Source organism: Micrococcus sp. NPDC078436 (assembly GCF_040702705.1).
GTDB lineage: Bacteria > Actinomycetota > Actinomycetes > Actinomycetales > Micrococcaceae > Micrococcus.
The window spans coordinates 63744-88298 of record NZ_JBFBLX010000006.1 but is presented as its reverse complement, the minus strand read 5'-3'; the positions used below and the strand labels follow the sequence as shown (position 1 = coordinate 88298).

At 72.9% G+C, this 24555-nt stretch carries 19 protein-coding genes and 1 tRNA gene; 4 read left to right on the top strand and 16 right to left on the bottom strand.

Translation table 11 applies throughout. The features are described from left to right. The first annotated feature begins 46 nt into the window (after positions 1-46). The gene (locus tag AB0302_RS05385) at positions 47-1186 is read left to right on the top strand and encodes a PqqD family peptide modification chaperone (RefSeq protein ID WP_366370769.1); all 1140 of its coding nucleotides are present in this window, start codon (positions 47-49) and stop codon (positions 1184-1186) included. Between the two features lie 72 nt (positions 1187-1258). Here AB0302_RS05385 and lepB read toward each other — a convergent pair whose 3' ends face one another. The 13 genes from lepB to rsmI all read right to left on the bottom strand — a co-directional run bounded on the left by lepB (position 1259) and on the right by rsmI (position 16298). Further along, positions 1259-1972 (bottom strand): signal peptidase I, encoded by a 714-nt coding sequence (gene lepB / locus AB0302_RS05380; RefSeq protein ID WP_366370768.1) that lies wholly within the window; start codon positions 1970-1972, stop codon positions 1259-1261. A gap of 2 nt (positions 1973-1974) precedes the next feature. Next, positions 1975-2955, bottom strand: a complete 981-nt coding sequence (locus tag AB0302_RS05375; protein WP_248115460.1) for a ribose-phosphate diphosphokinase — start codon at positions 2953-2955, stop codon at positions 1975-1977. Positions 2956-3077: 122 nt separating this feature from the next. Next, positions 3078-4586: a bifunctional UDP-N-acetylglucosamine diphosphorylase/glucosamine-1-phosphate N-acetyltransferase GlmU gene (gene glmU, locus AB0302_RS05370; RefSeq protein WP_366370767.1), complete on the bottom strand. Its 1509-nt coding sequence runs from the start codon at positions 4584-4586 to the stop codon at positions 3078-3080. A gap of 62 nt (positions 4587-4648) precedes the next feature. Then, positions 4649-4720 (bottom strand) — tRNA-Gln (locus AB0302_RS05365). A gap of 48 nt (positions 4721-4768) precedes the next feature. Further along, the gene (locus tag AB0302_RS05360; RefSeq protein ID WP_366370766.1) at positions 4769-6268 is read right to left on the bottom strand and encodes a sugar transferase; all 1500 of its coding nucleotides are present in this window, start codon (positions 6266-6268) and stop codon (positions 4769-4771) included. A gap of 119 nt (positions 6269-6387) precedes the next feature. Continuing rightward, on the bottom strand, positions 6388-8232 hold the full coding sequence (locus AB0302_RS05355; RefSeq protein WP_366370765.1) for an ABC-F family ATP-binding cassette domain-containing protein: 1845 nt from the start codon (positions 8230-8232) through the stop codon (positions 6388-6390). 72 nt (positions 8233-8304) lie between these two features. Then, the gene (locus tag AB0302_RS05350) at positions 8305-9258 is read right to left on the bottom strand and encodes a 4-(cytidine 5'-diphospho)-2-C-methyl-D-erythritol kinase (RefSeq protein ID WP_298714144.1); all 954 of its coding nucleotides are present in this window, start codon (positions 9256-9258) and stop codon (positions 8305-8307) included. Beyond that, positions 9255-10172, bottom strand: a complete 918-nt coding sequence (rsmA, locus tag AB0302_RS05345) for a 16S rRNA (adenine(1518)-N(6)/adenine(1519)-N(6))-dimethyltransferase RsmA (RefSeq protein ID WP_298714140.1) — start codon at positions 10170-10172, stop codon at positions 9255-9257. Before rsmA ends, AB0302_RS05350 begins: the two co-directional genes overlap by 4 nt. A gap of 52 nt (positions 10173-10224) precedes the next feature. Continuing rightward, on the bottom strand, positions 10225-12045 hold the full coding sequence (locus AB0302_RS05340) for an ABC transporter ATP-binding protein (RefSeq protein ID WP_366370764.1): 1821 nt from the start codon (positions 12043-12045) through the stop codon (positions 10225-10227). Between the two features lie 19 nt (positions 12046-12064). Beyond that, positions 12065-13081, bottom strand: coding sequence for a TatD family hydrolase (locus AB0302_RS05335; RefSeq protein WP_366370763.1), 1017 nt, complete (start codon positions 13079-13081; stop codon positions 12065-12067). Between the two features lie 51 nt (positions 13082-13132). After that, positions 13133-13687 carry a glycosyltransferase gene (locus tag AB0302_RS05330; protein WP_366370762.1) on the bottom strand — a complete coding sequence of 185 codons (555 nt, stop codon included), beginning with the start codon at positions 13685-13687 and terminating at the stop codon, positions 13133-13135. Between the two features lie 104 nt (positions 13688-13791). Further along, positions 13792-15315: an NAD-dependent succinate-semialdehyde dehydrogenase gene (locus AB0302_RS05325; protein WP_366370761.1), complete on the bottom strand. Its 1524-nt coding sequence runs from the start codon at positions 15313-15315 to the stop codon at positions 13792-13794. A 119-nt stretch (positions 15316-15434) separates the two neighbouring features. After that, entirely contained in the window at positions 15435-16298 is an 864-nt protein-coding gene (gene rsmI / locus AB0302_RS05320; RefSeq protein ID WP_366370760.1) for a 16S rRNA (cytidine(1402)-2'-O)-methyltransferase, read from the bottom strand. A gap of 128 nt (positions 16299-16426) precedes the next feature. Here rsmI and AB0302_RS05315 point away from each other — a divergent pair, with 128 nt between their 5' ends. The 3 genes from AB0302_RS05315 (at position 16427) to AB0302_RS05305 (ending at position 21171) form a co-directional block, all read left to right on the top strand. Beyond that, positions 16427-18061, top strand: a complete 1635-nt coding sequence (locus AB0302_RS05315) for a phospholipid carrier-dependent glycosyltransferase (protein ID WP_366370759.1) — start codon at positions 16427-16429, stop codon at positions 18059-18061. Between the two features lie 80 nt (positions 18062-18141). Then, positions 18142-19977, top strand: a complete 1836-nt coding sequence (locus tag AB0302_RS05310; RefSeq protein WP_366370757.1) for a long-chain fatty acid--CoA ligase — start codon at positions 18142-18144, stop codon at positions 19975-19977. A 105-nt stretch (positions 19978-20082) separates the two neighbouring features. Further along, positions 20083-21171, top strand: coding sequence for an alkene reductase (locus AB0302_RS05305; protein WP_366370756.1), 1089 nt, complete (start codon positions 20083-20085; stop codon positions 21169-21171). Between the two features lie 84 nt (positions 21172-21255). On the opposite strand, the gene AB0302_RS05300 is transcribed toward AB0302_RS05305, so the two are convergent. From AB0302_RS05300 to AB0302_RS05290, 3 genes are all read right to left on the bottom strand, one after another. Continuing rightward, a complete protein-coding gene (locus tag AB0302_RS05300) occupies positions 21256-22458 on the bottom strand; it encodes a TIGR01906 family membrane protein (protein WP_366370755.1) in 1203 nt (400 codons plus the stop codon). A 59-nt stretch (positions 22459-22517) separates the two neighbouring features. Then, a complete protein-coding gene (gene ahcY, locus AB0302_RS05295; protein ID WP_366370754.1) occupies positions 22518-24086 on the bottom strand; it encodes an adenosylhomocysteinase in 1569 nt (522 codons plus the stop codon). 101 nt (positions 24087-24187) lie between these two features. After that, the gene (locus AB0302_RS05290; RefSeq protein WP_366370807.1) at positions 24188-24541 is read right to left on the bottom strand and encodes a DUF3499 family protein; all 354 of its coding nucleotides are present in this window, start codon (positions 24539-24541) and stop codon (positions 24188-24190) included. Positions 24542-24555 lie beyond the last annotated feature (14 nt).

Genomic DNA, 24555 nt, shown 5'->3' with positions numbered 1-24555 from the left:
GGTCGCTCGCCGTGACCTTCGCCCCGCTGCCGAATGGGAGACCTCGATGCCCACCTCTGATGCCGGGACGCCCCGCTCCCTGCGCCTGACGGCAGGCCTGGACACCCTGACAGTGAGCGGCCTCGACGAGACCGCCAGCGAGACGCTGTGCCGTGACTGGTCCCGGTGCAGCCCCACCCCGATCCCCACCCCGGCCGCCGCCGACCTCGAACGGGCCGAGGGTCAGGACTGGGACGTCTTCCACGAGTCGATCGTGTACGCGGCCACGTCCGCGGCGATCGGCTCCTGCCGCGGCACCCACCTGATGTTCCACGGCGCCTGCCTCGCCGTCCCGGAGACGGGCGCCGCCGTCGTGCTGGCCGCCGCCTCCGGCACGGGGAAGACCACCGCGACACGACGCCTCGGCCCCCACTTCGCCTACCTCACGGACGAGACGGCCATCGTGGATCCCGCAGACCTGGGGGTGACCCCGTACGCCAAGCCGCTCTCCCTGCTGGGGGACGCCGGCGTGCGTCCGAAGCACCAAGTGGGACCGGACGGGCTCGGTCTGGGTCCGACCGTGCCGGGCACGGTGCGGTGCGTGGCCGTGCTGGACCGCGTGCGCGATGCGACGGAGGCCGTGCCCGCCCGGGCGGAGCCCCTCCCCCTGCTGGAGGCGCTGCAGCTGCTGGTGCCGCAGACGTCCTCCCTCTCGCAGCTGCCCCGCGGCCTCGTGACGCTGTGCGGCGTCCTGGACCGCGTGGGCGGCGCCCACCGCCTGGTCTACACCGAGGCGGAGGGACTCCGCCCGGTGCTGGAGGAGCTCCTCGCCGATGCTCCGGTCCGGCTCGACCGGTCATGGGATCCGCTGGAGGACGACGAGCTGGCTCCTTCGAGCGAGCCGACGTCCCCGACCTCCCCGACGGATGCGGGCGAGCCCAGCACGGACCCCCGGCGCATCCGCCGCCGCGGAGCCGACGACGGCATCCTCACCGCCGACCACACCCTCGTGCTGCTGCACGACACCGAGCTCGTGATGCTCGCAGGGCTCGGACCGGCGATCTGGTTCCTCTTGACGGAGCCCCTCACGCCGGAGGAGATCCTCAGCCGGCTGAGCAGCAACGGGCCCGTGCCCCCGGACGCCGCCGACAGAGTGGAGGCAGCGGTGGCCCAGCTCTCCGAGCAAGGACTCCTCCGCGCCGAATGACCCTCTGCCCACAGCGCGCCGCGGGCCGCCACCCCTCGAGGGTGACGGCCCGCCGTCGTGTCCACGGACGGCTCAGTGCCCGCCCCAGTTCGAGGGCGGCCACACCGTGGTGAACACCTTCCCCACGATGTCGTCACGCCGCACGAAGCGGGCGCAGCCGTCGGTCTGCTCCCCCACGGTGCCCCGGCAGGCGATCACGGAGTCGGCGGAGTTCGAGCGGTGGTCGCCCATCACGAGCATGGAGTCCGCGGGGACGGTCACGGGGCCGAAGCACCGCGACGAGACCACGTCGGACTCGCAGTCGAGCCGGCCGGGCACGAACGGCAGGTCCTCGAACACGTACGGCTCGTCCTGGGGCGAGCCGTCCACCACCACCTGGCCGGCCGAGGTGCAGCAGGAGACCGTCTGCCCGGCCTCACCGATGACGCGCTTCACGAGCGCCTGCTCGTGGGAGCGGCCGATGCCCGTGAGATCGCCGAATCCACGCACCACGGCCTCGAGCGGGCCGTCCTCGGGCATCGGCTGGGCCCAGTCCTCGTTGGCGTTGAACACCACCACGTCCTGCTGCTCCGCCATGCCGTCCGGGTAGGCGGTCCGGTTCACCAGCATGCGGTCCCCGATCTCCAGGGTGTTCTCCATCGAGCCCGACGGCACGGAGTAGACCTTCACCCAGAACGCCTGGACCACCGCCACCACGATGATCGCGACGGCCACGTTCAGCAGCACAGCCAGCCATCCGGGCAGGCGGGCGTGCTTCGGCTCAGCGGCGGCCGTGGTACCCGTCATGCTCAGGCGTCGCCGTCGAACAGGCTGGTCACGGAGCCGTCCTCGAACACCTCGCGGATGGCGCGGGCGATCAGCGGGGCGATCGAGAGCACGGTGAGCTTCTCGAAGCGCTTCTCCGGCGGGATCGGCAGGGTGTTGGTCACCACGATCTCACGGGCCCCGGAGTCGCCGAGGCGCTGCGCGGCCGGGTCCGAGAACACGGCGTGCGTGGCGGCGATGATGACGTCCTTCGCGCCGGCGTCCTTGAGGATGCGCACAGCGCCGGCGATCGTGCCGCCCGTGTCGATCATGTCGTCGATCAGCACGCACACGCGTCCCTCGACGTCGCCCACCACGGTCTTGGACTCGGCCTTGTTCGGCGTGGTGAGGTCGCGGCTCTTGTGCACGAACGCGAGCGGCACGCCGCCCAGGCGGTCCGCCCACTGCTCGGCCACGCGCACGCGGCCGGTGTCCGGGGAGACCACGGTGACCTTCTCCCCCTCCACCTGGCCGCGGATGTAGTCCGCGAGCAGCGGGATGGCGAAGAGATGGTCCACCGGGCCGTCGAAGAAGCCCTGGATCTGCGCGGTGTGCAGGTCCACGCTCATGATGCGCGAGGCACCGGCGGTCTTGTAGAGGTCCGCCACCAGGCGGGCCGAGATGGGCTCGCGCCCGCGGCCCTTCTTGTCCTGGCGGGCGTAGGGGTAGAACGGGGAGACCACGTTGATGCGGCGGGCCGAGGCGCGCTTCATGGAGTCCAGCATGATGAGCTGCTCCATGAGGTGGTTGTTCAGCGGCGCCGGGTGGGACTGGATGACGAAGACGTCCTTGCCGCGCACCGACTCGCCCGAGCGGACGTAGATCTCCCCGTTGGCGAAGTCGTACGCGCTCATGGGCAGCAGCTCGGTGCCCAGGGCATCGGCGATCTCCTGCGCGAGCTCGGGGTGTGCCCGCCCCGTGGCCAGCACCAGCCGCTTGTCCTCGCTCCGGCTCAGTTCACTCATGACGTCCCTGCTCTCCGTGGCCGCGGATCCGCGGCCACTGCTCGCTGCTTGTGCCTGCCAGGCGCCCCCCGCGCTGATCCTGCCTCCCATCCTAGGCGTGTGCGCCCAGGCCGAGCGCCCGCTCAGGCGCCCGCGCCGCCGCGCTGATCCGCGTCGGTCCCCGTTCCGGCGGCCTCGGCGGCCTGCGCCGAGGAGGTGCCGGGCCGGCGGGAGGTGACCCAGCCCTCGATGGTCCGCTGGCTCACCGCGTTCAGGGCCAGCGCTCCGGCGGGCACGTCCTCGCGCACCACGGCGCCGGCGCCGGTGTAGGCGCCGTCGCCCACGGTCACCGGTGCGGTGAACACGGTGTTGGAGCCGGTGCGCACGTGGGCGCCGATCACGGTGCGGTGCTTGTTCACGCCGTCGTAGTTGGCGGTGATGTTGCCGCAGCCGATGTTGGTGTACTCGCCGATCTCCGCGTCCCCCGCGTAGCCGAGGTGGGAGAGCTTGGCGCCGCGGCCCACGGTGACCTTCTTGGTCTCGTAGAACGCGCCGATCTTGCCCTCCTCGCCCAGCACCGTGCCCGGGCGCAGGTAGGTGAACGGGCCCACGGAGGCGTCGTCACCGATCACGGCTTCGGTGGCGTCGGTGCGCTTGACGGTGGCACACTCCCCCACGCGGGTGTCGGTGAGCGTGGAGTCCGGGCCGACGACCGCTCCGGTGGCCACCGTGGTGGTGCCGTGGAGCTGCGTGCCGGGCTTGAGGGTGACGTCCGAAGCGAGCGTGACGGTGACGTCCACCCAGGTGGAGGACGGGTCCACGACGGTGACGCCCTCCTTCATCCAGCGGCGCAGCACGCGGTCGTTGAGCTGGCGGCCGAGGTCGGAGAGCTGGCGGCGGTCGTTGGCCCCCTCCACCTCCCACACGTCCTCCGTGCCCACGGAGGCCACGCGGCCGCCCTCCGCGCGAGCCATGCCCAGCACGTCGGTGAGGTACTTCTCGCCCTGCACGTTCTCCGTGGAGAGCAGCGGGAGGGTGCGGCGCAGCAGGGCGGCGTCGAAGGCATAGATGCCGGAGTTGACCTCCGCGATCTCCACGAAGGAGGAGTCGCCGGTGGACGCGGCGTGGGCCAGGGCGTCCTTGTGCTCCATGATGCGCTCCACGAGGCCCTCCGCGTCGCGGACGATGCGCCCGTAGCCGGTGGCGTCCTCGAGGGTGGCGGTGAGCACGGTGACGGCGTTGCCGTCCGCCTCGTGGGTGGCCACGAGGTCCGCGAGGGTCTCCGGGGTGAGCAGCGGGACGTCGCCGTATGTGACCACCACGGTGCCCGCGAGGTCCTCCGGCAGGGCGGCGAGGCCGAGCTCGACGGCACGGCCGGTGCCCGGCACCTCGTCCTGGTCCGCGATCGCCAGGCCGGAGATGCCCAGGTCCTGCGCGACGCCCTCAATGTGCTCGGCCACGCGGTCCCGCTCGTGGCGCACGACGGCCACGAGGTGCTCCGGCTGCAGCGACTGCGCGGCGGCGAGCGCGTGGCCCACGAGCGAGCGGCCGCCGATGGCGTGCATGATCTTCGGCGTGGCCGACTTCATGCGGGTGCCCTGGCCGGCGGCCAGCACGATCACGGCGGAGGGACGGACGGCAGGCTGCGTCATGCGCGGGGCTCCTGATGCTCGGGGAAGCGGGGCGTGCCGCGCTCCCGGTCAGGGTGCGGGCGTTCCGCCCCTAGGATTCGAACCTAGACTGCACGGCTCCAAAGGCCGGCGTGCTGCCATTACACCAGGGCGGAGCGTCACGGCCCACGCCGGGCGCGACGACGGCTCATTCTTCCACAGGCTCAGTAGGCGCCCTCGGCGGCCACCACCGCACGGGCGGTGCGGGCGAGGATCACCATGTCCCCCAGGATGGACCAGTTCTCCACGTAGTACAGGTCCAGGCGCACGGCGTCCTCCCACGAGAGGTCCGAGCGCCCGGAGACCTGCCACAGGCCCGTGATGCCGGGCTGCACCAGGAAGCGGCGGTGCACGTGCTCCTCGTACTGCTCCACCTCGTGCGCCAGGTGCGGCCGGGGACCCACGAGGGACATGTCCCCCTTCACCACGTTCACCAGCTGGGGCAGCTCGTCGATGCTCGTGCGCCGGATGACCTTGCCCACCTTCGTGATGCGCGGATCCTCCTTCATCTTGAACAGCACGTTGCCCTCGCCGGAGTCGGACTCCAGCTGCGCCTTGACCTCCTCCGCGTCCGCCACCATGGAACGGAACTTGAGCATGGTGAACGGGACGCCCCCCAGGCCGATGCGCTCCTGACGGAAGAGGACGGGGCCGCCGTCGGTGGCCTTCACGGCGATGGCGACGGCCAGCAGCAGCGGGGAGATGACGACGAGGCCCAGGCACGCGGCCACCAGGTCGAAGGCCCGCTTGGTGAATGCCTTGCCCGGCGCCAGGCGAGGGGTGGAGAGGTGGATCAGCGGCAGGCCGGCCAGCGGCTGCGTGTGCAGCCGGGGCCCGGCCACGTCCAGCAGGGCCGGGGCCATGATGAGGGAGACCCCGCGCTCCTGCAGCTCCCAGCCCAGCTGCCGGACGTCGCTCGGCACGAAGGGGTGGCCCGAGGTGATCACCACCGCGTCGATCTCCAGGGCCTCCACCTGGGCGACCACCTCGGCCACGCCCTCCACGTCCGTGCGGACGGGAACGGGCAGCCATCCGGCCGCGCGCGGCTTGTAGCCGGGCAGCAGCGCGGCCACGGGCGCGTAGCCGGCACCGGCCTCCGAGTCGAGCGCGTCGAACACGTGCTGGACGGCCCGCGGGCCGCCCACCAGCAGCAGGCGACGGCGGAACGCGCCCGCCTGGCGCCGGCGGGCCACCCAGCCGCGCACCACGAACCTGCCGATCAGCAGGAGCAGGACGCCCAGGGGAAGGGCGAGGGCGATGTAGCCGCGGGCCACCTCGAGTCCCGCGGCGAAGGCCACGATGGCCACCACGCCGAAGAGGTGGAGCGTGGCGCGCAGGACCCGTTTGTACTCCTCCGCGCCGACGCTGAGGATGCGGATGTCCCGGGCGCCCTCCACCCCCAGCGTGAGCACCCACAGGACGCTCAGGACCACGCTGATGATCCCGTAGTTCACGGCGTCCAGGCCGGGGATCGGCTCGAGACCGGCGGCGCCGAAGCGCAGTTCGGCGGAGAGGAACGTGGCCAGCACCACGGCCAGCACGTCCACGAGGAGCACGAGTCGCGGCAGCCCCTGCTCCCACGGAGCCCCGAGGACGCGGCGTCGGACCGTGGCGCCGGCCGACAGCCCCGAGGGGGCCGGCGGCGCTGCGTTGGTGTCAGGCACCTGTCTCGACTCCTCACTCCGTGTTTCGCCGTATGACGCAGGTTCCTGAAGAATCATAGACGGAGCGCTCCCCTCCGCGCAGCGGATCCTGTGCTGCAGTTGTGCAGCACCCGCTCGGCTCAGCCCTCGAGTTCTGCGGCGGACAGCCACTCCTCCTCGAGGACCTCGAGCTGAGCGTCCACGTCGCGCACCTCGGCGGAGACGGAGGACAGCCCGTCGAACTCCTGGGCCTGGCCGAGTTCGGCCATGCGGGCGTCCAGCCGGGCGCGCTTCTCGCGCAGCCGGTCCATCTGCCTCTCGATCCGGGCCATGTCCTTGCGCGCCTGGCGGCGCTCCGCCTCGGAGCCGCCGGAGGCGGCAGCCGACCTCGGGTTTCCCATCCCTGCGCACGTGCCGACGGCGTTGTTCCGCCCCCGCGACGGCGCGCCGGAGCCCGCCGGGGCCGCGGCGCCGTCCTCCATGGCGGCGCGCAGCTCGAGGTACTGCTCCACGCCGCCGGGCAGGCCGCGCACCTTCCCGTCCCCCAGCAGGGCGATCTGGTGGTCGGTGACGCGCTCGAGGAGGTAGCGGTCGTGCGAGACGACGACGAGCGTGCCGGGCCAGCCGTCCAGGACGTCCTCCACGGCGGCCAGGGTGTCCGTGTCCAGGTCGTTGGTGGGCTCGTCCAGCATGAGGACGTTGGGCTCCCCCACGAGCAGGCGCAGCAGCTGCAGACGGCGCCGCTCGCCGCCGGAGAGCTCGTCCACGCGGGTCCACTGACGGGTGGGACCGAACCCGAGCTGCTCCAGCAGCTGCCCCGCGGAGACGTCCTTGCCGCCCACCTGGAATGTGGTTCCCTCGCGTGCCATCACCTCGGCCACGCGCAGGTGGGAGACCTCGTCCAGCTCCTTCACGTCCTGCGTGAGAGTGGCGGTGACCACGGTCTTGCCGCGCTTGATCTTCCCGGAGTCCGGGGCCAGCCTGCCGTCGAGGAGGCGCAGGAGCGTGGACTTGCCCGCGCCGTTGACGCCCACGATCCCGAGGCGCTCGCCGGGGGCGAGGCGCAGGGTGACGTCCTCGAGGATCCGCTTGTCCCCCAGGGTCAGGCTCACGTCCTCGAGGTCCAGCACGTCCTTGCCCAGGCGTGCCGTGGCGGTCTTGGCGAGGGAGACGGAGTCCCGCGGCTCCGGCACGTCCGCGATGATCGCGTTGGCGGCCTCGATGCGGAACTTGGGCTTGGCGGTGCGGGCCGGGGCACCACGGCGCAGCCAGGCCAGCTCCTTCTTCATGAGCTGCTGGCGCTTCTGCTCCACCACGGCGCTCTGGCGGGCGCGCTCCGCGCGCGCGAGCACCCAGGCCGCGTAGCCGCCGTCGAAGGGGTCCACGGTGGCGTCGTGGACCTCCCACGTGCGCGTGCACACGGCGTCGAGGAACCAGCGGTCGTGGGTCACGATCACGAGGCCGCCGTCGGTGGGCCGCCAGCGGGAGTTCAGGTGCTGGGCAAGCCAGGCCACGCCCTCCACGTCGAGGTGGTTGGTGGGCTCGTCGAGGAAGACCACGTCGTCGTCGCCCGCGAGGAGCCGGGCGAGCGCGACGCGGCGGCGCTGACCGCCGGAGAGGCCCTCGACCCTCTGCTCGAGGTCCAGGCCCGTGAGGAGGCCGCCGAGGACGTCCCGGATCGTGGGGTCCGAGGCCCACACGTGGTCGTCCACGTTCCCGACGACAGCGTGGCGCACCGTGTCCTCCGGGTCCAGGCGGTCCTGCTGGTCCAGCACGCCCACGCGCACCCCTCCACGCCGGGTGACGCGCCCCGAGTCCGGCGTCTGCAGGCCGGCGAGGATGCGCAGGAGGGTGGACTTGCCGTCGCCGTTGCGGCCCACCAGGCCGATGCGGTCGCCCTCGTCCACCCCCAGGGAGAGCCCCTCGAGGATGGTGCGGGTGCCGAAGGCGATGCCGATGTTCTCGGCGCCGAGCAGGTGGGCCATGGGGTGGAGGTCCTTCCGGAAGGAGGCGGGGGGAGGCGGGTGCGGGGGGCGAGAGCGGAGGCGCGCGGAGCGTCAGAGCACGTGGGACCCGGGGACGGGGCCGCGCACGGGCAGGGCGTCCACGCCGGTGCGCTCCTGGATGGCCGTGGCCAGGCGCAGGGCGTCCTGCTCCGTGTGCGTCACGAAGAGCAGGGTGGGCCCGGAGCCGGAGACCATGCCGCCCAGGGCCCCCTCGTCCAGGCCCAGGTCGAGCATGTCCGAGAGGTCCGGGAACAGGGCGACCGCCGGGGTCTGGAGGTCGTTGTCCATCGCGGTGGCGAGGGCGAGCGGGTCCGCGGCGGTGAGCGCGCGCAGCACGTCCTGGTTGACCTCCGGTGCCCCGGCGGCATCCGTCAGGACGCCGTCCCGGCGCAGCTCGTCCAGGGTGCGGAACACCACGGGAGTGGAGAGTCCGGCGTCGGCCGGCACGAGCACGAGGTGCACGGGGCGGCGCGCTGCCACGGGGGTGAGGTCCGCTCCGGTGCCCAGCCCGACGGCGGCGCCGCCCATGACGGCGAACGGCACGTCCGCGCCGAGGGGGGCCGCGATCTCGGCGAGCTGGCTGCGGGTCAGGCCCGTCTCCCACAGGGCGGCGCACGCGAGGAGTGCGGCGGCCGCGTCCGCGGAGCCGCCGCCCATGCCTCCGGCCACGGGCACCTGCTTGGCGACCTCGAGGTCCACGCCGTGGGTGTCCGGCTCCAGGCCGAGGGTCTCCCGGAGGTGGACGGCCGCCCGATGGGCGAGGTTGCGCTCGTCCCACGGCACGTCCGCGGTGTCCACGAGGCTCACCTGGCGCTGCGACGGGGCGACCGTGATCCGGGCGTCCGGGCGGACGATGGCCGTGACGGTCTCCCGCAGGCTGACGGCGAGGTACACAGTGGCCACCGGGTGGTAGCCGTCGAGGCCGGGCGGGCCGACCCGCAGGGACAGGTTGACCTTGCCGGGGGCGGTGGCCGTGACGTGGCGGGCGGTGGGGTCCTGGCTCACGGGCGGGCCTCCCCTGCCGCAGGGCGGTGCCGCGCGATGCGCGCGAAGGCGGCGATGTCCAGCTGCTCGCCCCGCGCGCGGGGGTCCACGCCGGCGGCGCGGAGCGCCTCCTCCGCGAGCGCCGGCGTGCCGGCCCAGCTCGCGAGGGCGGCCCGCAGGGTCTTGCGGCGCTGGGAGAACGCGGCGTCCACCGCGGCGAACACGTCCTGGCGGTCGACGTCCGAGACCGGGGGCTCGCGGCGTGTGAAGGCGACGAGGCCGGAGTGGATGCGCGGGGCGGGCCAGAACACCTGCGTGCCGATCACGCCGGCCTTGCGGACGTCCGCGTACCAGGCGGCCTTGGCGGAGGGGACGCCGTAGACCCGGGAGCCGGGCGGGGCGGCGAGGCGGTCCGCGACCTCGTCCTGCACCATCACGAGTCCGTGACGCAGCCCTGGCAGGACCGCGAGCGCGTGCAGCAGCACGGGCACGGCGACGTTGTACGGGAGGTTGGCCACGAGGGCCGTGGGGCCCGTGCCGGCGGCCGCGGGCCGGACCGCGTCCAGCTCGTGCGGGGAGAGGGTCATGGCGTCCGCGTGCAGCACCGCGAGGGCGTCCGCCGCCTCCGGCCGGTAGTCGGCCACCGTGCGGGGCAGCCGCGCGGCGGTCACCGGGTCGATCTCCACCGCGGTGACCGCGGACGCGGCGTCCAGCAGGCCCAGCGTGAGGGAGCCGAGACCGGGCCCGATCTCCAGCACGTGCTCCTCCGGGCCGACTCCGGCCGCCTGCACGATGCGCCGGATGGTGTTGGGATCGATCACGAAGTTCTGGCCCCACTGCTTGGTGGGGCGCAGGTCCAGCTCCGCGGCGATGCGCCGCACGTCCGCTGCGCTGAGGAGCGGGGCCGGCGCGGGTGCCTCGGGGTGCTGGGTCATGCGTGGGAGTCTATCGGCGGAGCGGGACGCGAGAGGGGCGGGCGCCTCCGGCTCACGTGGACAGGTCGCCGAGCTCGACGAGCTCGCGGAACTCCGGGCTGGTCTCCTGGAGTCCCTGGAAGGTCCCCTGGCCGGCGATGCGGCCCTGGTCCATGAGGACGATCTGATCGCAGTGCTTCACGGTGGAGAGCCGGTGGGCCACCACCAGCACGGTGATCCTCCCGCTGAGAGCCTGGATCACGTCCGTCACGCGGCGCTCCGTGAGGTTGTCGAGCGCCGACGTCGCCTCGTCCAGCACGAGGAGCCGCGGGCGCCGGTACAGCGCGCGGGCGATGCCGAGGCGCTGGCGCTGGCCGCCGGAGACGCCGACGGCGCCCTCGCCGATGACGGTGTCCAGGCCGTCGGGCAAGGCGTCCAGCCACTCGCCGAGCTGGGCGTCGCGGAGGACGCGCTCCACCTCGGAGCGGTCCACGGTCTCGGCGGCCTCGGTGTCCAGCAGGACGTTGTGCAGCACGGTGCCGTTGACCACGGTGACGGACTGCGGGACGAACCCCACGTTGTCCCACCAGCCGCGCGGGTTCGCATCGAGCTTCTGCCCGTCCACGTACACGCCGCCGGCCTGCGCGTGGTGGAAGCCGATCAGCAGGTCGATGAGAGTGGTCTTGCCGGCGCCGCTGCCGCCCACGAAGGCGTAGGAGGAGCCGAACGGGATGGTGAGGTCGATGTCCTTCAGGACCGGCTCGTCCTTGCCGGGGTAGGTGAAACTCGCGTCCCGTACCTCCAAGGAGCGCGTGAAGTCGATGTGCTCGTACGCGCGGTCTGCCGAGGCGAGCACGGGCTGGGCGTCCTTGAGTTCCGACACTGTGCGCTCGAAGGCCGGCCAGGACGTCCGGATCTCGTTGCTCGTGGCCATGATGGCCGCCATCGAGGGGAGCACGCGGAAGCCCGCCATGGCGAGGAGCGCGAGGGAGCCGAAGGCCTCCTCGCCTCGCCCGGAGAGGAACGCGAAGGCCACCAGTCCGGCGATGGCGGCCACGAAGGCCACCTCGAGCACGTACCGGGGCATCATCGTGAGGATCATCTTGAGCCGGGTGGCGGCCGCGCCCGCGGTGCGGGCGTTGCGGTACTGGTTCATGAAGGCCGAGTCGTTGCCCCGGATCTTCACGTCCTTGTAGTTCTCCAGGCCCTGCAGCGCGGCGGTGTTCGCGGCCTCGCCCGTGGTCACCAGCGTCCAGCCGAGCCTGCTGGCCGGGCGGCGGATGAACTGCTTGAGCACGAAGGTGATCAGCAGGAAGTAGACCGCCATTCCCAGCGCCGTCAGCGGCATGGACACGCCCAGCACCACCGCAACGGCCACGAGGGTGACCGCCTCGGTCAGCAGGGTGACGGCGCCGTTGATCACCCCGGTGTACGCCATGGTGGATGTACCGGTGACATTGTTCACCAGCGTGCCCACCGTGCGGGTCAGATGCAGGCCGTAGTCGGCGCGCAGGTAGTACCGGAGGAGCTTGGACGAGGTTTCGATCAGGTTCCGGTTGGTGAACCCCATGGTCCACCAGCGGAAGGCCAGGACGAGCACGGCCTTGAGGAGGAACGCCACCACGATGATCCCGGAAAACGCGAGGGCCTGCCTGCCCACCGTGGTCGCGCCCCAGCTCGCCAGCAGGCCCTCGAGGACGGGGACGCCGGTCTTCCCGGAGGTCAGGAGGTTCACGAGCGGGAGGACCGACGCGAGAGCCGCCATCTCCAGGAGCGCGACGACGATGGAGCCCAGGACGACGAACACCAGGCGGATGCGCATGCCCCGGTCCACCAGGTATTGCGTCCCGTCCGGGAGTCGCCTCTTCAGGAATCGGGTCAGCACGCGGTCCATCGTAGGCGGAGTATCTGGATCAGCACTCGCCGTAGACCCGAGTGGTGTTGACCATCACGGCCCGTCCCAGGTCGGCCACGTCCTCGCCCCGCGTTTCCGCCATGCCCCGCAGGGTCAGTGGGATCAGGTAGGGCGCGTTGGGTCGGCCGCGGTGCGGGTGCGGGGTGAGGAAGGGAGCGTCGGTCTCCACCAGCAACAGCTCCGGCGGGGCGAGGCGCAGCGCATCGCGCAGCGCGTCGTTGGCCTTGAACGTGACGGGCCCGGCGAAGCTCATGTGCCACCCGTGCTCGATGCACGTCCGCGCCAGTTCGGGTCCCCCGGAGAAGCAGTGGAACACGACGTGGGGCGGCAGGCCGCCGTCGGCCTCCTCCTCGAGCAGGATCCGGACGACGTCGTCGTGCGCGTCCCGGTCGTGGATCTGCAGCGCCTTGCCGAGGGCGCGCGCCAGGCGGATGTGCCAGCGGAAGGCCTCGTGCTGAGCGGCCTGGCCCGCGTCGTCCTGCGTGCGGAAGTAGTCGAGTCCCGTCTCCCCCACCGCGCGCACCCGGGGGTGCCGGGCCAGCTCTTCGATCACCGCGAGCGCCGCGTCCAGGTCGCCGCGCTCGGCGTGCCGGGCGGCGTCGTTCGGGTGGATGGCCACGGCACCCAGCAGCCGCGGCTCGGCCTCGATCGCCTCCACCGTGAAGCGGGCCGACTCGACGTCGCACCCCACCTGCACCGCACCGACCACACCGACGGCCTCCGCGGCATCCATGGCCTGATGCACGTCCACGCGGACCAGGCCGTCCCGGAAGTCCAGATGCGTGTGGTTGTCCACCACGGCCACCGGCAACGGCTCCGGGGCGGGCGGGTACTCGAGACGGCGCCGGCGTCCCGACTTCTCCTCCCGCGCGTCGCGGCGGGGTCCGGCCCCTGCGTCGTCCGCTGCCACGGAGTCCGAGATCGAGGGCGGCCGATAGGCCACCGGAACGCCGGCCTCGTGATCCGCGTTGTCGGAGGGCGGGGCAGTCGATCGAGTGGCATGCGGGTCGGTCATGCCCACCACTGTAGGTTCACGGCCGTGACGGCACGGCTCAGAGGTCGGACGTCAACGAGCCGACCGGCGCCGGCCGCGGACGCACCGGGGCCCCCGCCGCGGCGCGTTCGCTCCACTTGCGGCGCAGCAGTGAGAAGTCTCCCTCGACGTCGTTCCGATGCTCCGTGAAGAAGCGGTTCCACGGGGTACGGGAGTGGTACGCGGGTGCTCCTGCAGGTACTGCAGGGCCTGATCCCACCCCGTGGCCCGGGTGAAGACGATGTCGTCGTCCGTCACGAGCGTGAACTCCGTGTCCACCGCGGCCAGGGCGGCGTTGCGCCCCACGGCGACTCCCGAGTTGAACGGCAGCCCGATCACGGTCACACCCGGGTCCTCGGTGGCGAACGGACGGCGGGAGTCGTCGGCCACCACGATCCGCCCGGAGAAGATCCGCCGGGTGCTGCGCACGAAGCGGGCCATGACGGCCGGTCGCTCGAACGTCTTGACGCAGACGGTGACGTCGGAGGCGAGGTCGGCGGTGTCCCGGCCCCGGCAGCGCCAGGCGTCGAGGGCAGTCACGGCCGGCACCGCCGCGGCGAGCGCGGCACGGCGGGCGAGGTTCTTCACGGCTTCGACCCTTGGAGGATAGCCCGGCGACCGTGAACGGCACGGCGGCCCGCCGCCCCGTGCATTCCGGGGGCGGCGGGCCGCGTCATCCGCTCGGCGAGAGGTCAGTCGGCGTTGACCGCGCCGTCCTGCGGAGCGGCCGGGGCCGGCGCGTCCGCGTAGGGGTCGGCGATGCCGATGTACTGCACCGTGGTGTACTCCTCGATGCCCTCGGCGCCGCCCTCGCGGCCGAGGCCGGACTGCTTCATGCCGCCGAACGGGGCCGCCGGGTTGGAGATGACGCCCACGTTGTAGCCCATGAGGCCGAACTCGATCTGTTCGGCCACGCGGTACATGCGGGTGTAGTCGCGGGTGAACAGGTAGGAGGCCAGGCCGTACTCGGTGTCGTTGGCCATCTCGATGGCCTCCTGCTCCGTGGAGAAGGTGACGATCGGGGCCACGGGGCCGAAGATCTCCTGCTTCAGGATCGGGTTGCCCTCCTGGACCTTCAGCGCGGTGGGCGCGTAGAAGTAGCCGTCGCCCTCGATCTTCTGCCCGCCGGTGAGCACCTCGGCACCGGCCTCGACGGCCTCGCTGACGAGCGCGTGGATGTCCTCGCGGGCGTCCTCGGAGATGATCGGGCCGAGAGTGGACTCCGGATCGGTGCCGCGCAGGGGCTTGAGGGCCTCCAGCTTGGCGACGAACTTCTGCGTGAACTCCTCGGCGAGGTCCTCGTGCACGAGGAAGCGGTTGGCCGCGGTGCAGGCCTCGCCCATGTTGCGCATCTTGGCTGCGAAGGCGCCCTCGACGGCGGCGTCGACGTCCGCGTCCTCGAAGACGATGAGCGGGGCGTTGCCGCCGAGCTCCATGGAGGTGCGCAGCACGTTGTCCGCGGCGTCCTTCATGAGGCGCACGCCCACCGGGGTGGAGCCGGTGAAGGACACCTTGCGCAGGCGCGGGTCCTGCATGATCGGGCCGGAGATGGCCGAAGCGGAGGAGCCGGAGACCACGTTGAGGACGCCCTTGGGCAGGCCGGCCTCCATCATCACCTGGGCGAAGAGCTGGGTGGTGAGCGGGGTCAGCTTGGCGGCCTTGAGCACCATGGTGCAGCCGGCGGCGACGGCGGGGCCGACCTTGCGCGTGGCCATGGCCAGCGGGAAGTTCCAGGGGGTGATGAGCAGGCACGGGCCGACCGGCTTGTGGTGCACCTGCATCTTCAGGGTGCCCTCCGGCATGGTGAGGGTGCGCCCGTAGTGGCGGACGGCCTCCTCGGAGAACCAGCGGAGGAACCCGTTGCCGTAGACGACCTCACCGCGGGCCTCGGCCAGCGGCTTGCCCATCTCGAGGGTCATGAGCAGCGCGAAGTCCTCGGCGCGCTCGTTGATCATGTCGTAGGCGCGGCGGAGGATGTCCGCGCGCTCGCGGGCCGGGGTGCGGGCCCAGTCGGCCTGCGCGGCGCACGCGGCGTCGAAGGCGGCCATGGCGTCGTCGGAGTTCGCGTCCTGCAGGCTCGCGATGACCTTGCCGGTGGCCGGATCCTTCACGTCGAAGGTCTTGCCGGAGGAGGCGTCACGCCACTCGCCGTCGATCAGCAGGCCGGTGGGGACGGACTCCAGGAGGGTCTTCTCCTGCTCGGGGGTCACGGTCATGGGTGCACCTCTTTCAACTCGGTCGCGGGGGCCGAAAGGCATCCCGCACACGCGCAGGTCAACCGCCTGGTGACCCGTCCTATTCCGACGCGCGCGGCACGCGGCGCCCACCTGGGATCCTAGCCAGCGCGCGCCGCCAACACCGCCTGGTAGAGATCCCGGCTGCGCAGCCCGTGCGCGCTCGCGACGGCGGCCACCGCCTCCTTCAGCCGGGTGCCGGAATCCACCAGCACCCCCACCTCGGCGACGGCGTCCGCCTCGGTGGCGCCACCGGCGCCCTCCGTGGGCGCCGCGGGTCCCACGACGATCACGATCTCCCCGCGAATCCCCTCCCCCGCGGCCCGCTCTCGCGCCCACGCGAGGACCTCCTCGGCGGTGCCGCGGACGACCTCCTCGTGGAGCTTGGTGAGCTCGCGGGCGACGCACACGGGACGCTGCGCGCCGAGCGTCTCGGCGAGCACCGCGAGTGCATCCGTGAGGCGCTGGGGGGACTCGAAGTACACCACCGTGCGCGGGTCGGTGCGGATCTCCTCGAAGCGGCGGCGGCGGTCGCCGTCCTTGCGCGGCAGGAAGCCGTCGAAGGCGAACCGGTCGGTCGGCATGCCGGACAGCGCCAGCGCCGTGGTCACGGCGCTCGGGCCGGGGGCGCACGTGACGTCGAGGCCCTCGGCCACGGCGGCGGCCACGAGCCGGTAGCCGGGGTCGGAGACCGTCGGCATGCCGGCATCCGACACCACGGCCACGGTGGCGCCGGCACGCACCTGCTCCAGCAGCCCCCGGGCGGAGGCCTCCTCGTTGTGCTCGTGGTGGGCCAGGAAGCGGCCCGTGGCGCTCACCCCGAGCGCCTGGCAGAGGTGCCGCGCGGTGCGCGTGTCCTCGGCGGCGATCACGTCCGCCTCGGCGAGCAGCTCCCGCAGCCGCGCGGAGGCGTCCCCGAGATTGCCGATGGGCGTGGCGGCCAAGATGACACGGCCGTGAGTCACGATGGGGCTCCTGAGGGGAGGGGACGGGGACGCGTTCGAGACTACGCGGGGGCCGCTCTCTGCGTCGCCGTCCTTCACGCCTCCTCGGCGGCCCCCGCCCCGCCGCACCGCCCCCGTAGCATGGGCGCGTGCCCGCCTCCGCCCTCGCCTCGCGCCCGTCGTCCGGCCCTGCCGTCCCTCGGGGGGCGCATGCCGCCCGTCGCGCGCCGTTCTCCGCGCCCGCCCTCCGCGAGCGCCTGGGCGTCCCCGACGCGGCGCTGACCCGCTGGCACTGGATCGTGCCGCTGCTGGTCACGGCGCTGGCCGCCGTCGTCCGCTTCACCAACCTGGGCTTCCCGGACCAGCTGATCTTCGACGAGACCTACTACCCCAAGGACGCCTACTCCCTCCTGGAGTCCGGCTACGAGCGCCGCTGGGAGGAGGACGTGAACGACGCCTTCGCCCGCGGCGAGGCCGAGCCGCTCCCCGACCCCGCCTACGTGGTCCACCCGCCGCTGGGCAAGTGGCTGATCGGCCTGGGCATGCTGGCTTTCGGCGCGGACAACGGCGTGGGATGGCGGTTCAGCGCGGCGGTGGCGGGCACGCTCTCCGTGCTGATCACCACGCTGATCGCCCAGCACCTGTTCCGCTCCGTCTCCCTCGGCGCGGTGGCCGGCCTGCTGCTGGCCACGGAGGGCCACCACATCGTGATGTCCCGCATCGGCCTGCTGGACATGTTCCTCTCCTTCTTCGTGATCGCCGCCTTCGCGGCACTCCTGGCGGACCGCGTGCACGGGCGGCGGCAGCTGGCCGCGCGCATCGCCCGCGACGTCGGGCGCGGCCACCCCGACCCCCTCGCCACCGGCCCGTGGCTGGGCTGGCGGCCCTGGCGCCTGCTGGCCGGGCTGCTGCTGGGCGCGGGCTGCGCCGTGAAGCTCTCCGGGCTGGCCTTCATGGCCGTGTTCGGCCTGCTCACGGTGCTGTGGGACATGGAGGCCCGCCGGACCGCAGGCATCCGCCGGTGGATCAGCGCGGCCGTGCGCCGGGACGGATTCCTGGCGTTCGCGGCCGTCGTGGGCGGCGGCGCGCTGACGTACCTGGCCTCGTGGACCGGCTGGTTCGTGACCGACGGCGGCTACCACCGGCACTGGGCGGAGGAGAACCCGGCGCAGGGGCCGTCGGCGCTGGTGCCCGGACCGCTGCGCTCGCTGGTGCACTACCACCTCGAGTCCACGGCGTTCCACGAGAGCCTGACGAGCCCCCACGACTACGGCGCCAGCCCGTACACATGGCCCTTCATGGGGCGCCCCGTCAGCTACTACTACGAGGGCGGCAAGCCCGGGGAGGACGGCTGTCCCGCGAGCGCCGCCGCGGACTGCGCGGCGGCCATCACGGACATCGCCAACCCGTTCGTGTGGTGGACCGGCCTGGCGGCCGTGCTCGTCTGCCTGGCCGTGCTCGTCCGGTACCGCGATTGGCGTGCCGGCGCCCTCCTGGGCGCCTACGTGGCCGGGCAGATCGTGTGGTTCCTGTGGCCCGAGCGCACCATGTTCTTCTTCTACTCGATCGCCTACGAGCCCTTCCTCATCCTGATGATCGTGCTCGTCCTCTCCCTGTTGCTGCGCCCCGGCCATCGGCCCGGCCCGCGCTGGGGCGGGGCGATCGTCGCCGCGTACGTGGCGCTCGCCGTCGCCGTGTCCCTGTTCTTCCTGCCCGTGTGGATCGGCGAGACCATCCCCTACCCGCAGTGGCGCTGGCGTATGTGGTTCAGCAGCTGGATCTGAGCGACCCCGGCCTGACATAGCCTGCCCTGACGTGGGTACATGGAACTGACGGCGACCACCGGTATGGCTACCCTCGGGGGGTGACCACTTCCAGCCCGCTCACCGAGTCCGCCACCGAGCTCGTGGCGATGCCTCCCGCGGAGAGCAACCTCACCGACCTCATCCTCACCTCGTGCTCCGAGGACCCGACGGCGCCCGTCTACGCCCTGCGCAACGGCGCCGGCGGCTGGACGGACGTCCGCTTCGGCGCCTTCCTGGACCGCGTCCGGGCCGTCGCGCGGGGACTGATCGCCCGCGGCGTGGCCCCCGGCGACCGGGTCGCGATCTTCGCCCCCACGAGCTACGAGTGGGCTGTCCTCGACCAGGCGGTGTGGTTCGCCGGCGCGGTCTCCGTGCCGATCTACGAGACCTCCTCCGAGAGCCAGGTCCGCCACATCCTCGCCGACTCCGGGACCCGCGTCCTGGCCCACGCCGATGACACGCTCGGCGACCTCGCCCGCGCCGCGGCGACGTCGGCCGACGTCGAGCTGGACCTGTTCCCCCTGACCGAGGCGGGCCTGGCCGCCCTCGAGGAGGACGGCGCCGCCGTCGCCCCCGAGGACCTCGAGGCCGCCCGCGCGCGCCCGTCCCTCGCCGACCCCGCCTCGATCGTCTACACCTCCGGCACCACGGGCTCGCCCAAGGGCGCGATCATCACCCATGGGAACTTCGCGGCGGCCGCGATCAACGTGCTGCACTTCGCGCGCGACGTCGTCCAGTGGGGGCCGGGCCTCCACTCCCGAACCCTGATGTTCCTGCCGCTCGCGCACGTGCTGGCCCACGCCGTGCAGGTCATCTGCCTCTACGCGCGGATCCAGGTGGCGCACGCCCCCTCCCCCGCCACGCTCATGCAGGACCTGCCCTCCTACCGCCCGACCTGGCTGCTCGCCGTGCCGCGCGTGTTCGAGAAGCTCGAGGCCGGCGTCGCGGCCAATGCCGAGCGCGCCGGGACCGGACGGATCTACGCCGCCGCGAAGCAGACGGCCATCGCGTTCTCCGAGGCCGAGGAGGCTCGCGCGTACGACGGCGGCCCCGGCCCCTCCCGCGCGCTGCGCGCCCGCCACGCCCTCTTCGACCGCCTGGTCTACCGCAAGATCCGTCAGGCGCTGGGCGGCGAGGTCGCCTCCTGCGTCTCGGGCGCCTCCGCCCTATTCCCCGAGCTGGTGCACTTCTTCCGCGGCGTCGGCGTGCCGATCGTGGAGGGCTACGGCCTCACCGAGACGACGGCGCCCGCCACCGTGAACATCCCCGCCGCCATGCGCGTGGGCACCGTGGGCCTCCCCGTGCCCGGCGTGACCGTGCGCATCGCCGAGGACGGGGAGATCCTGCTCTCCGGCCCGGTGGTGTTCGACGGCTACCACGAGCAGCCCGAGGCCAGCGCGGCGGTCATGGAGGACGGGTTCTTCCGCACCGGCGACCTCGGCTCCCTCGACGAGCACGGCTTCCTGCGGATCACCGGCCGCAAGAAGGACATCATCGTCACCGCGGGCGGAAAGAACATGTATCCGGCGCCCATGGAGGAGAAGCTACGCGAGCACCGGCTCGTGGGGCACGTCGTGGTGGTCGGCGACGACCGCCCCTTCGTCGGCGCCCTCCTGACGCTGGACCCGGACGAGCTCAAGCGCTGGAGCATGGACCGCGAGCTCGACCTCACCATGGAGGAGGCCGCGACGCACCCCGCCGTCCTGGCGGCGATCCAGGAGCAGGTGGACGCCGTCAACGCGGGCGTCTCCCGCGCCGAGTCCATCCGCCGCTTCCTCATCCTGGACCACGAGCTGACCGAGGCCTCCGGCCACATGACGCAGTCCCAGAAGCTCAAGCGCTCCCAGGTGATGGCCGACTACGCCGCGGACATCGAGGCGCTCTACCGCCGCTGAGGGAGGGCGCCGCACCCCCGCCGCCGGAATGCCCTGCCTCCGGAATAACCTCCGGCGGCGGCCGGTTGGCGCGGAGGACCATCTCCCCGAGCGATCGGAACCACCGTGCCCTCCCTGTTCGACCCCCTGGACGTCGGCGCCCTGCGCCTGGACAACCGCATCGTCATGGCCCCCCTGACCCGCCAGAGGGCGGGCGAGGACGGCGTCCCCACCGAGCTGCACGCCGAGCACTACGCCCAGCGCGCCACTGCCGGACTGCTCGTCACCGAGGGCGCCTTCCCCTCCTTCCGCAGCCGGGCGTTCCCCGGCCAGACCGGCCTCGCCGACGACGCCCAGACCGAGGGGTGGCGTGCCGTGGCGCAGGCCGTCCACGAGGCCGGCGGACACGTGTTCGTCCAGGTCATGCACGGCGGGCGCATGTGCCATCCGGACCTGCTGCGCGGCGCGGAGCCGGAGGCCCCCAGCGCCATCGCCCCCGGGGTGCCGGTGCGCGGGTTCAGCGGCAAGATGGAGGGGCCGGTGCCCCGCGCCCTGGACACGGACGAGCTGCCCCGCGTGGTGGCCGAATTCGCCGACGCCGCCCGCCGGGCCGTCGAGGCCGGGCTCGACGGCGTGGAGGTCCACGGCGCCAACGGGTACCTGCTCCACGAGTTCCTGGCGCCCTCCAGCAACACCCGCGAGGACGCCTACGGCGGCTCCCCGGAGAACCGGGCGCGCCTCACCGTGGAGGTGGTGCGCGCCGTCGCCCAGGCCATCGGCGCCGAGCGCACCGCCCTGCGCATCTCCCCCGAGCACAACGTGCAGGGCACCCTCGAGGAGGACCGGGCGGACGTCCTGGCCACCTACGAGGCGCTCCTGGCCGGCCTCGCCGACCTGGACCTGGCCTACCTCTCCGTCCTCCACCAGGACGTGGCCGGTGACCTCGCGGCGCACCTGCGCGAGTCCTTCTCCGGGCCCCTGGTGCTCAACAACGGCTTCGGCGCGGTCACGGGCCTGGAGGAGGCCCGCCGGATCGTGGAGGACGGCCTGGCCGACGCGGTGGCCGTGGGCCGCGAGCTGATCGCCAACCCGGACCTGGCGCGCCGCTGGCGCGAGGGGCTGCCCCTCAACGAGCCGGACCCGACGACGTTCTACACGGGCGGGGCGCACGGCTACACGGACTACCCGTTCGTGGACGGGTCCCCGTCCTCCTGAGACCCGCACACCCGCCGGACGCACCGCGCCCCGCCTCCCATCACAGGGGGGCCGGGCGCGTTCGTGCGGGGCCTCAGCGGCCCGTCACCGCAGCTGCGCGTCCTCCTCGCGGGCCCAGCGCAGACGCGTGGACTCGAAGGCACTGCGCTGGTCCGCGGTGCGCTCGCGACGGCGGCGCGTCGGCCAGGTGAAGACGAGCGTGAGCAGGGCGGTCAGCAGGCTGATGAGGCCCACCGCGACGGCGGCGTCGATCCAGAACTGGCTCGGGTACAGGCGGATCAGCGCGTCCTGCACGGAGAACGTCCAGGTGCCGTCCGCGAAGAACAGCGAGTGGAAGCCCGCGAAGAACGAGGACCAGCCGATGACGGCCAGGACGGCCAGCACGATGAGGGCCACGAGGAACCAGGCGGCCGCCGCGAAGAGGGCGCGGCGCACCCCGCCCGGGTTGTTCCGCAGCAGGTGCACGATCAGCAGGATGCACAGCACGGTCAGGGCCACGAGGGCCACAGTGGCCCACAGCATCACGGTCTTCACGTCCGCCATGTGGGCGATCTCCGGCTCCGTGAACAGCGGCGCCCCCTCGTGCGTCAGGCTCGAGAGGTAGCGCGTGCCCGCCAGGTTGCCCAGGTAGTCCAGGCCCGCGGATCCGTAGTGCATGCGGTCGTCCATGGTGAAGCCGAAGCGGTCCGCCGGGAAGCCGGGCCGGTGGTACTCGAGCCACAGGAACGCCGGGCTCGCCACGAGCTTCACGGCGGTCAGCAGCAGCCAGAGCGGCGCCAGGATGGCCAGCAGCGTCTGCGCGACGCGCGGGCCGCCCTTGGGCAGCCGCGCCCGCTCCTCGGGGCTCGGCCCCTCGGCCACGGCGCCCGCCGGGCGGCCGCCCGCCGCCGGCGCGCCCGCAGCGCCCGGCCACGCCTGGGCGGCCGCGGCGGGGGCCACGGCCTCCATGGGCGCGGTGCGGCGCGCCGGCTCCTCGACGTGCAGGGGCGTGGTGCTGGCCACCGGCCGCGAGGCCACGATGTCCTCGGCCGGGGCCGCCGCCGAGGACCCCGCTGCCCCGGATGGGGCGTCGGCGCCGCGCAGGCGGGTCAGCTCGTCCGGGTCCAGGGCGGTGGTGTGCTGGTGGCCTCCGTCCGCGCCCGTGCGCGGCAGCGCCTGGGTGCGGTCGGTCTGCGGCTCATCCTCCGCGAAGGCGCCGTAGTCCAGGCCGGACTCGAACTCTTCGGAGTCGGCACTGCCGGACCCGGAGCGCTCCTCGCGCCCGCGGCCCGCCGGGAATGAACTCATGGGTGTCTCCTTGATCGGTCCTGCGGTGGGCACCCCGGAGGCTCCGCGGCGCGAGGGGGTCAGTAGCGGTAGTGGTCGGACTTGTACGGGCCGGCCACGTCCACGCCGAGGTACTCGGCCTGGGACTTGGTCAGCTCCGAGAGCCCGACGCCGAGGGCGTCCAGGTGCAGGCGCGCCACCTTCTCGTCGAGGATCTTCGGCAGGGTGTAGACCTGCTTCTCGTAGTGCTGACCGGTGAGGGCGCCGGTGCCGGTGGAGCCGCCGAACAGCTCGATCTGCGCCATCACCTGGTTGGTGAAGGACGCGGACATCACGAAGGACGGGTGGCCGGTGGCGTTGCCGAGGTTCAGCAGGCGGCCCTCGGAGAGGACGATGATCGAGCGCTCGGCGTCCGTGCCGGCCTCGAACGTCCACTCGTGGACCTGCGGCTTGATCTCGGTCTTCACCACGCCCGGCACGCGGCCCAGGCCGGCCATGTCGATCTCATTGTCGAAGTGGCCGACGTTGCCCACGATGGCCTTGTCCTTCATGCGCAGCATGTCCTCGGCCATGATGATGTCCTTGCCACCCGTGGTGGTGACGAAGATGTCGCCGAGGCCCACGACGTCGTCGAGGGTGGCCACCTGGTAGCCGTCCATCGCGGCCTGGAGCGCGCAGATCGGGTCGATCTCCGTGACGATCACGCGGGCCCCCTGGCCGCGCAGCGCCTCCGCGGCGCCCTTGCCGACGTCGCCGTAGCCGCACACCACGGCCACCTTGCCGCCGATCAGCACGTCCGTGGCGCGCATGATGCCGTCCGGCAGCGAGTGGCGGATGCCGTACTTGTTGTCGAACTTGGACTTCGTGACCGAGTCGTTCACGTTGATGGCCGGGAAGAGGAGCGTGCCCTCCTGCGCCAGCTGGTAGAGGCGCAGCACGCCCGTGGTGGTCTCCTCGGAGACGCCGCGCAGGGTCTCCGCGGTGCGGGTCCACTGCTGGGGGTCCTCCTCGAGGGAGCGGCGCAGGGTCTCGAGGACGATGCGGTACTCCTCCGGGTCGTCCTCGGTGGCGGAGGGCACGGCGCCGGCGGCCTCGAACTCCACGCCCTTGTGCACGAGCAGGGTGGCGTCGCCGCCGTCGTCCAGGATCATGTTGGGGCCCTTCTCCGGGTCCTCGGCGGCGCCGGGCCACGTGAGGATCTGGGAGGCGGTCCACCAGTATTGCGTCAGGGACTCGTTCTTCCACGCGAACACGGGCACGCCCGCGGGCTCCTCGGGGGTGCCGGAGCCCACCACGACGGCGGCCGCGGCCTCGTCCTGCGTGGAGAAGATGTTGCAGGAGGCCCAGCGGACCTCGGCGCCGAGCGCGGTGAGGGTCTCGATCAGCACGGCGGTCTGCACGGTCATGTGCAGCGAACCGGCGATGCGCGCGCCGGCGAGCGGCTGGGACTCGGCATACTCCTCGCGCAGGGACATCAGGCCCGGCATCTCGTGCTCGGCGAGGCGGATCTGGTGGCGGCCGGCCTCGGCCAGGCCCAGGTCGCGGACCGTGAAGTCGAACGTGGCGCCGGGGACGGTGGCGCGGTTGGCGTAGGCCGGGTCGACGTCGGGGGTGCGGGGCACGGCGGGGCTGGCGGGGGTCTCAGTCATGCGGTCAGCCTACCGACGTGGGCGCCCCCGCGGGCCGGGTGCCCACAGAGTCGTCGGCGGCTCCGTCACCGGTCAGCTCCCCCGGGGGCGGCCAGAAGGTGTCAGGAGTGCACCGGATTCTCGGGCCCCTCGTCGCGGACGAGGCGCAGGCCCGGGCGCGCGGCGGGCGCGGGCGGAGCGGCGGAGGCGGACGGCGCGGGCGGCGCCTCGGCCGGGGGCACGACGCCGGCGGCGCCCTGCGGCGGGACCGGCTCGTAGCGCTCGGGCAGCGCGAGGCGCAGCACCTCCCACCCGCGGGGGGCGGTGGTGCGGCGGGCGTGCTCGCCGCAGAGGTCGTAGGTGTGGGGCTCGGCGCGGCGCGAGAGCGGGCCGATCACCACCGTGGAGTCCGCGTAGTTGTACGTCAGCGTGGCCAGGGCGTCCCCCTGGCATCCGGTCTTGCTGCAGCGTCGCATGGCTCCCACGGCGA

Excerpts from the sequence above, each read along its gene's own strand:
- AB0302_RS05355 (WP_366370765.1), bottom strand. The coding sequence starts at position 8,232 with ATGGCCCACCTGCTCGGCGCCGAGAACATCGGCATCGCCTTCGGCACC.
- AB0302_RS05340 (WP_366370764.1), bottom strand. The coding sequence starts at position 12,045 with ATGGACCGCGTGCTGACCCGATTCCTGAAGAGGCGACTCCCGGACGGG.
- rsmA (WP_298714140.1), bottom strand. The coding sequence starts at position 10,172 with ATGACCCAGCACCCCGAGGCACCCGCGCCGGCCCCGCTCCTCAGCGCA.
- AB0302_RS05335 (WP_366370763.1), bottom strand. The coding sequence starts at position 13,081 with ATGACCGACCCGCATGCCACTCGATCGACTGCCCCGCCCTCCGACAAC.
- AB0302_RS05325 (WP_366370761.1), bottom strand. The coding sequence starts at position 15,315 with ATGACCGTGACCCCCGAGCAGGAGAAGACCCTCCTGGAGTCCGTCCCC.
- glmU (WP_366370767.1), bottom strand. The coding sequence starts at position 4,586 with ATGACGCAGCCTGCCGTCCGTCCCTCCGCCGTGATCGTGCTGGCCGCC.
- ahcY (WP_366370754.1), bottom strand. The coding sequence starts at position 24,086 with ATGACTGAGACCCCCGCCAGCCCCGCCGTGCCCCGCACCCCCGACGTC.
- AB0302_RS05290 (WP_366370807.1), bottom strand. The coding sequence starts at position 24,541 with ATGCGACGCTGCAGCAAGACCGGATGCCAGGGGGACGCCCTGGCCACG.
- AB0302_RS05375 (WP_248115460.1), bottom strand. The coding sequence starts at position 2,955 with ATGAGTGAACTGAGCCGGAGCGAGGACAAGCGGCTGGTGCTGGCCACG.
- AB0302_RS05300 (WP_366370755.1), bottom strand. The coding sequence starts at position 22,458 with ATGAGTTCATTCCCGGCGGGCCGCGGGCGCGAGGAGCGCTCCGGGTCC.
- AB0302_RS05385 (WP_366370769.1), top strand. The coding sequence starts at position 47 with ATGCCCACCTCTGATGCCGGGACGCCCCGCTCCCTGCGCCTGACGGCA.
- lepB (WP_366370768.1), bottom strand. The coding sequence starts at position 1,972 with ATGACGGGTACCACGGCCGCCGCTGAGCCGAAGCACGCCCGCCTGCCC.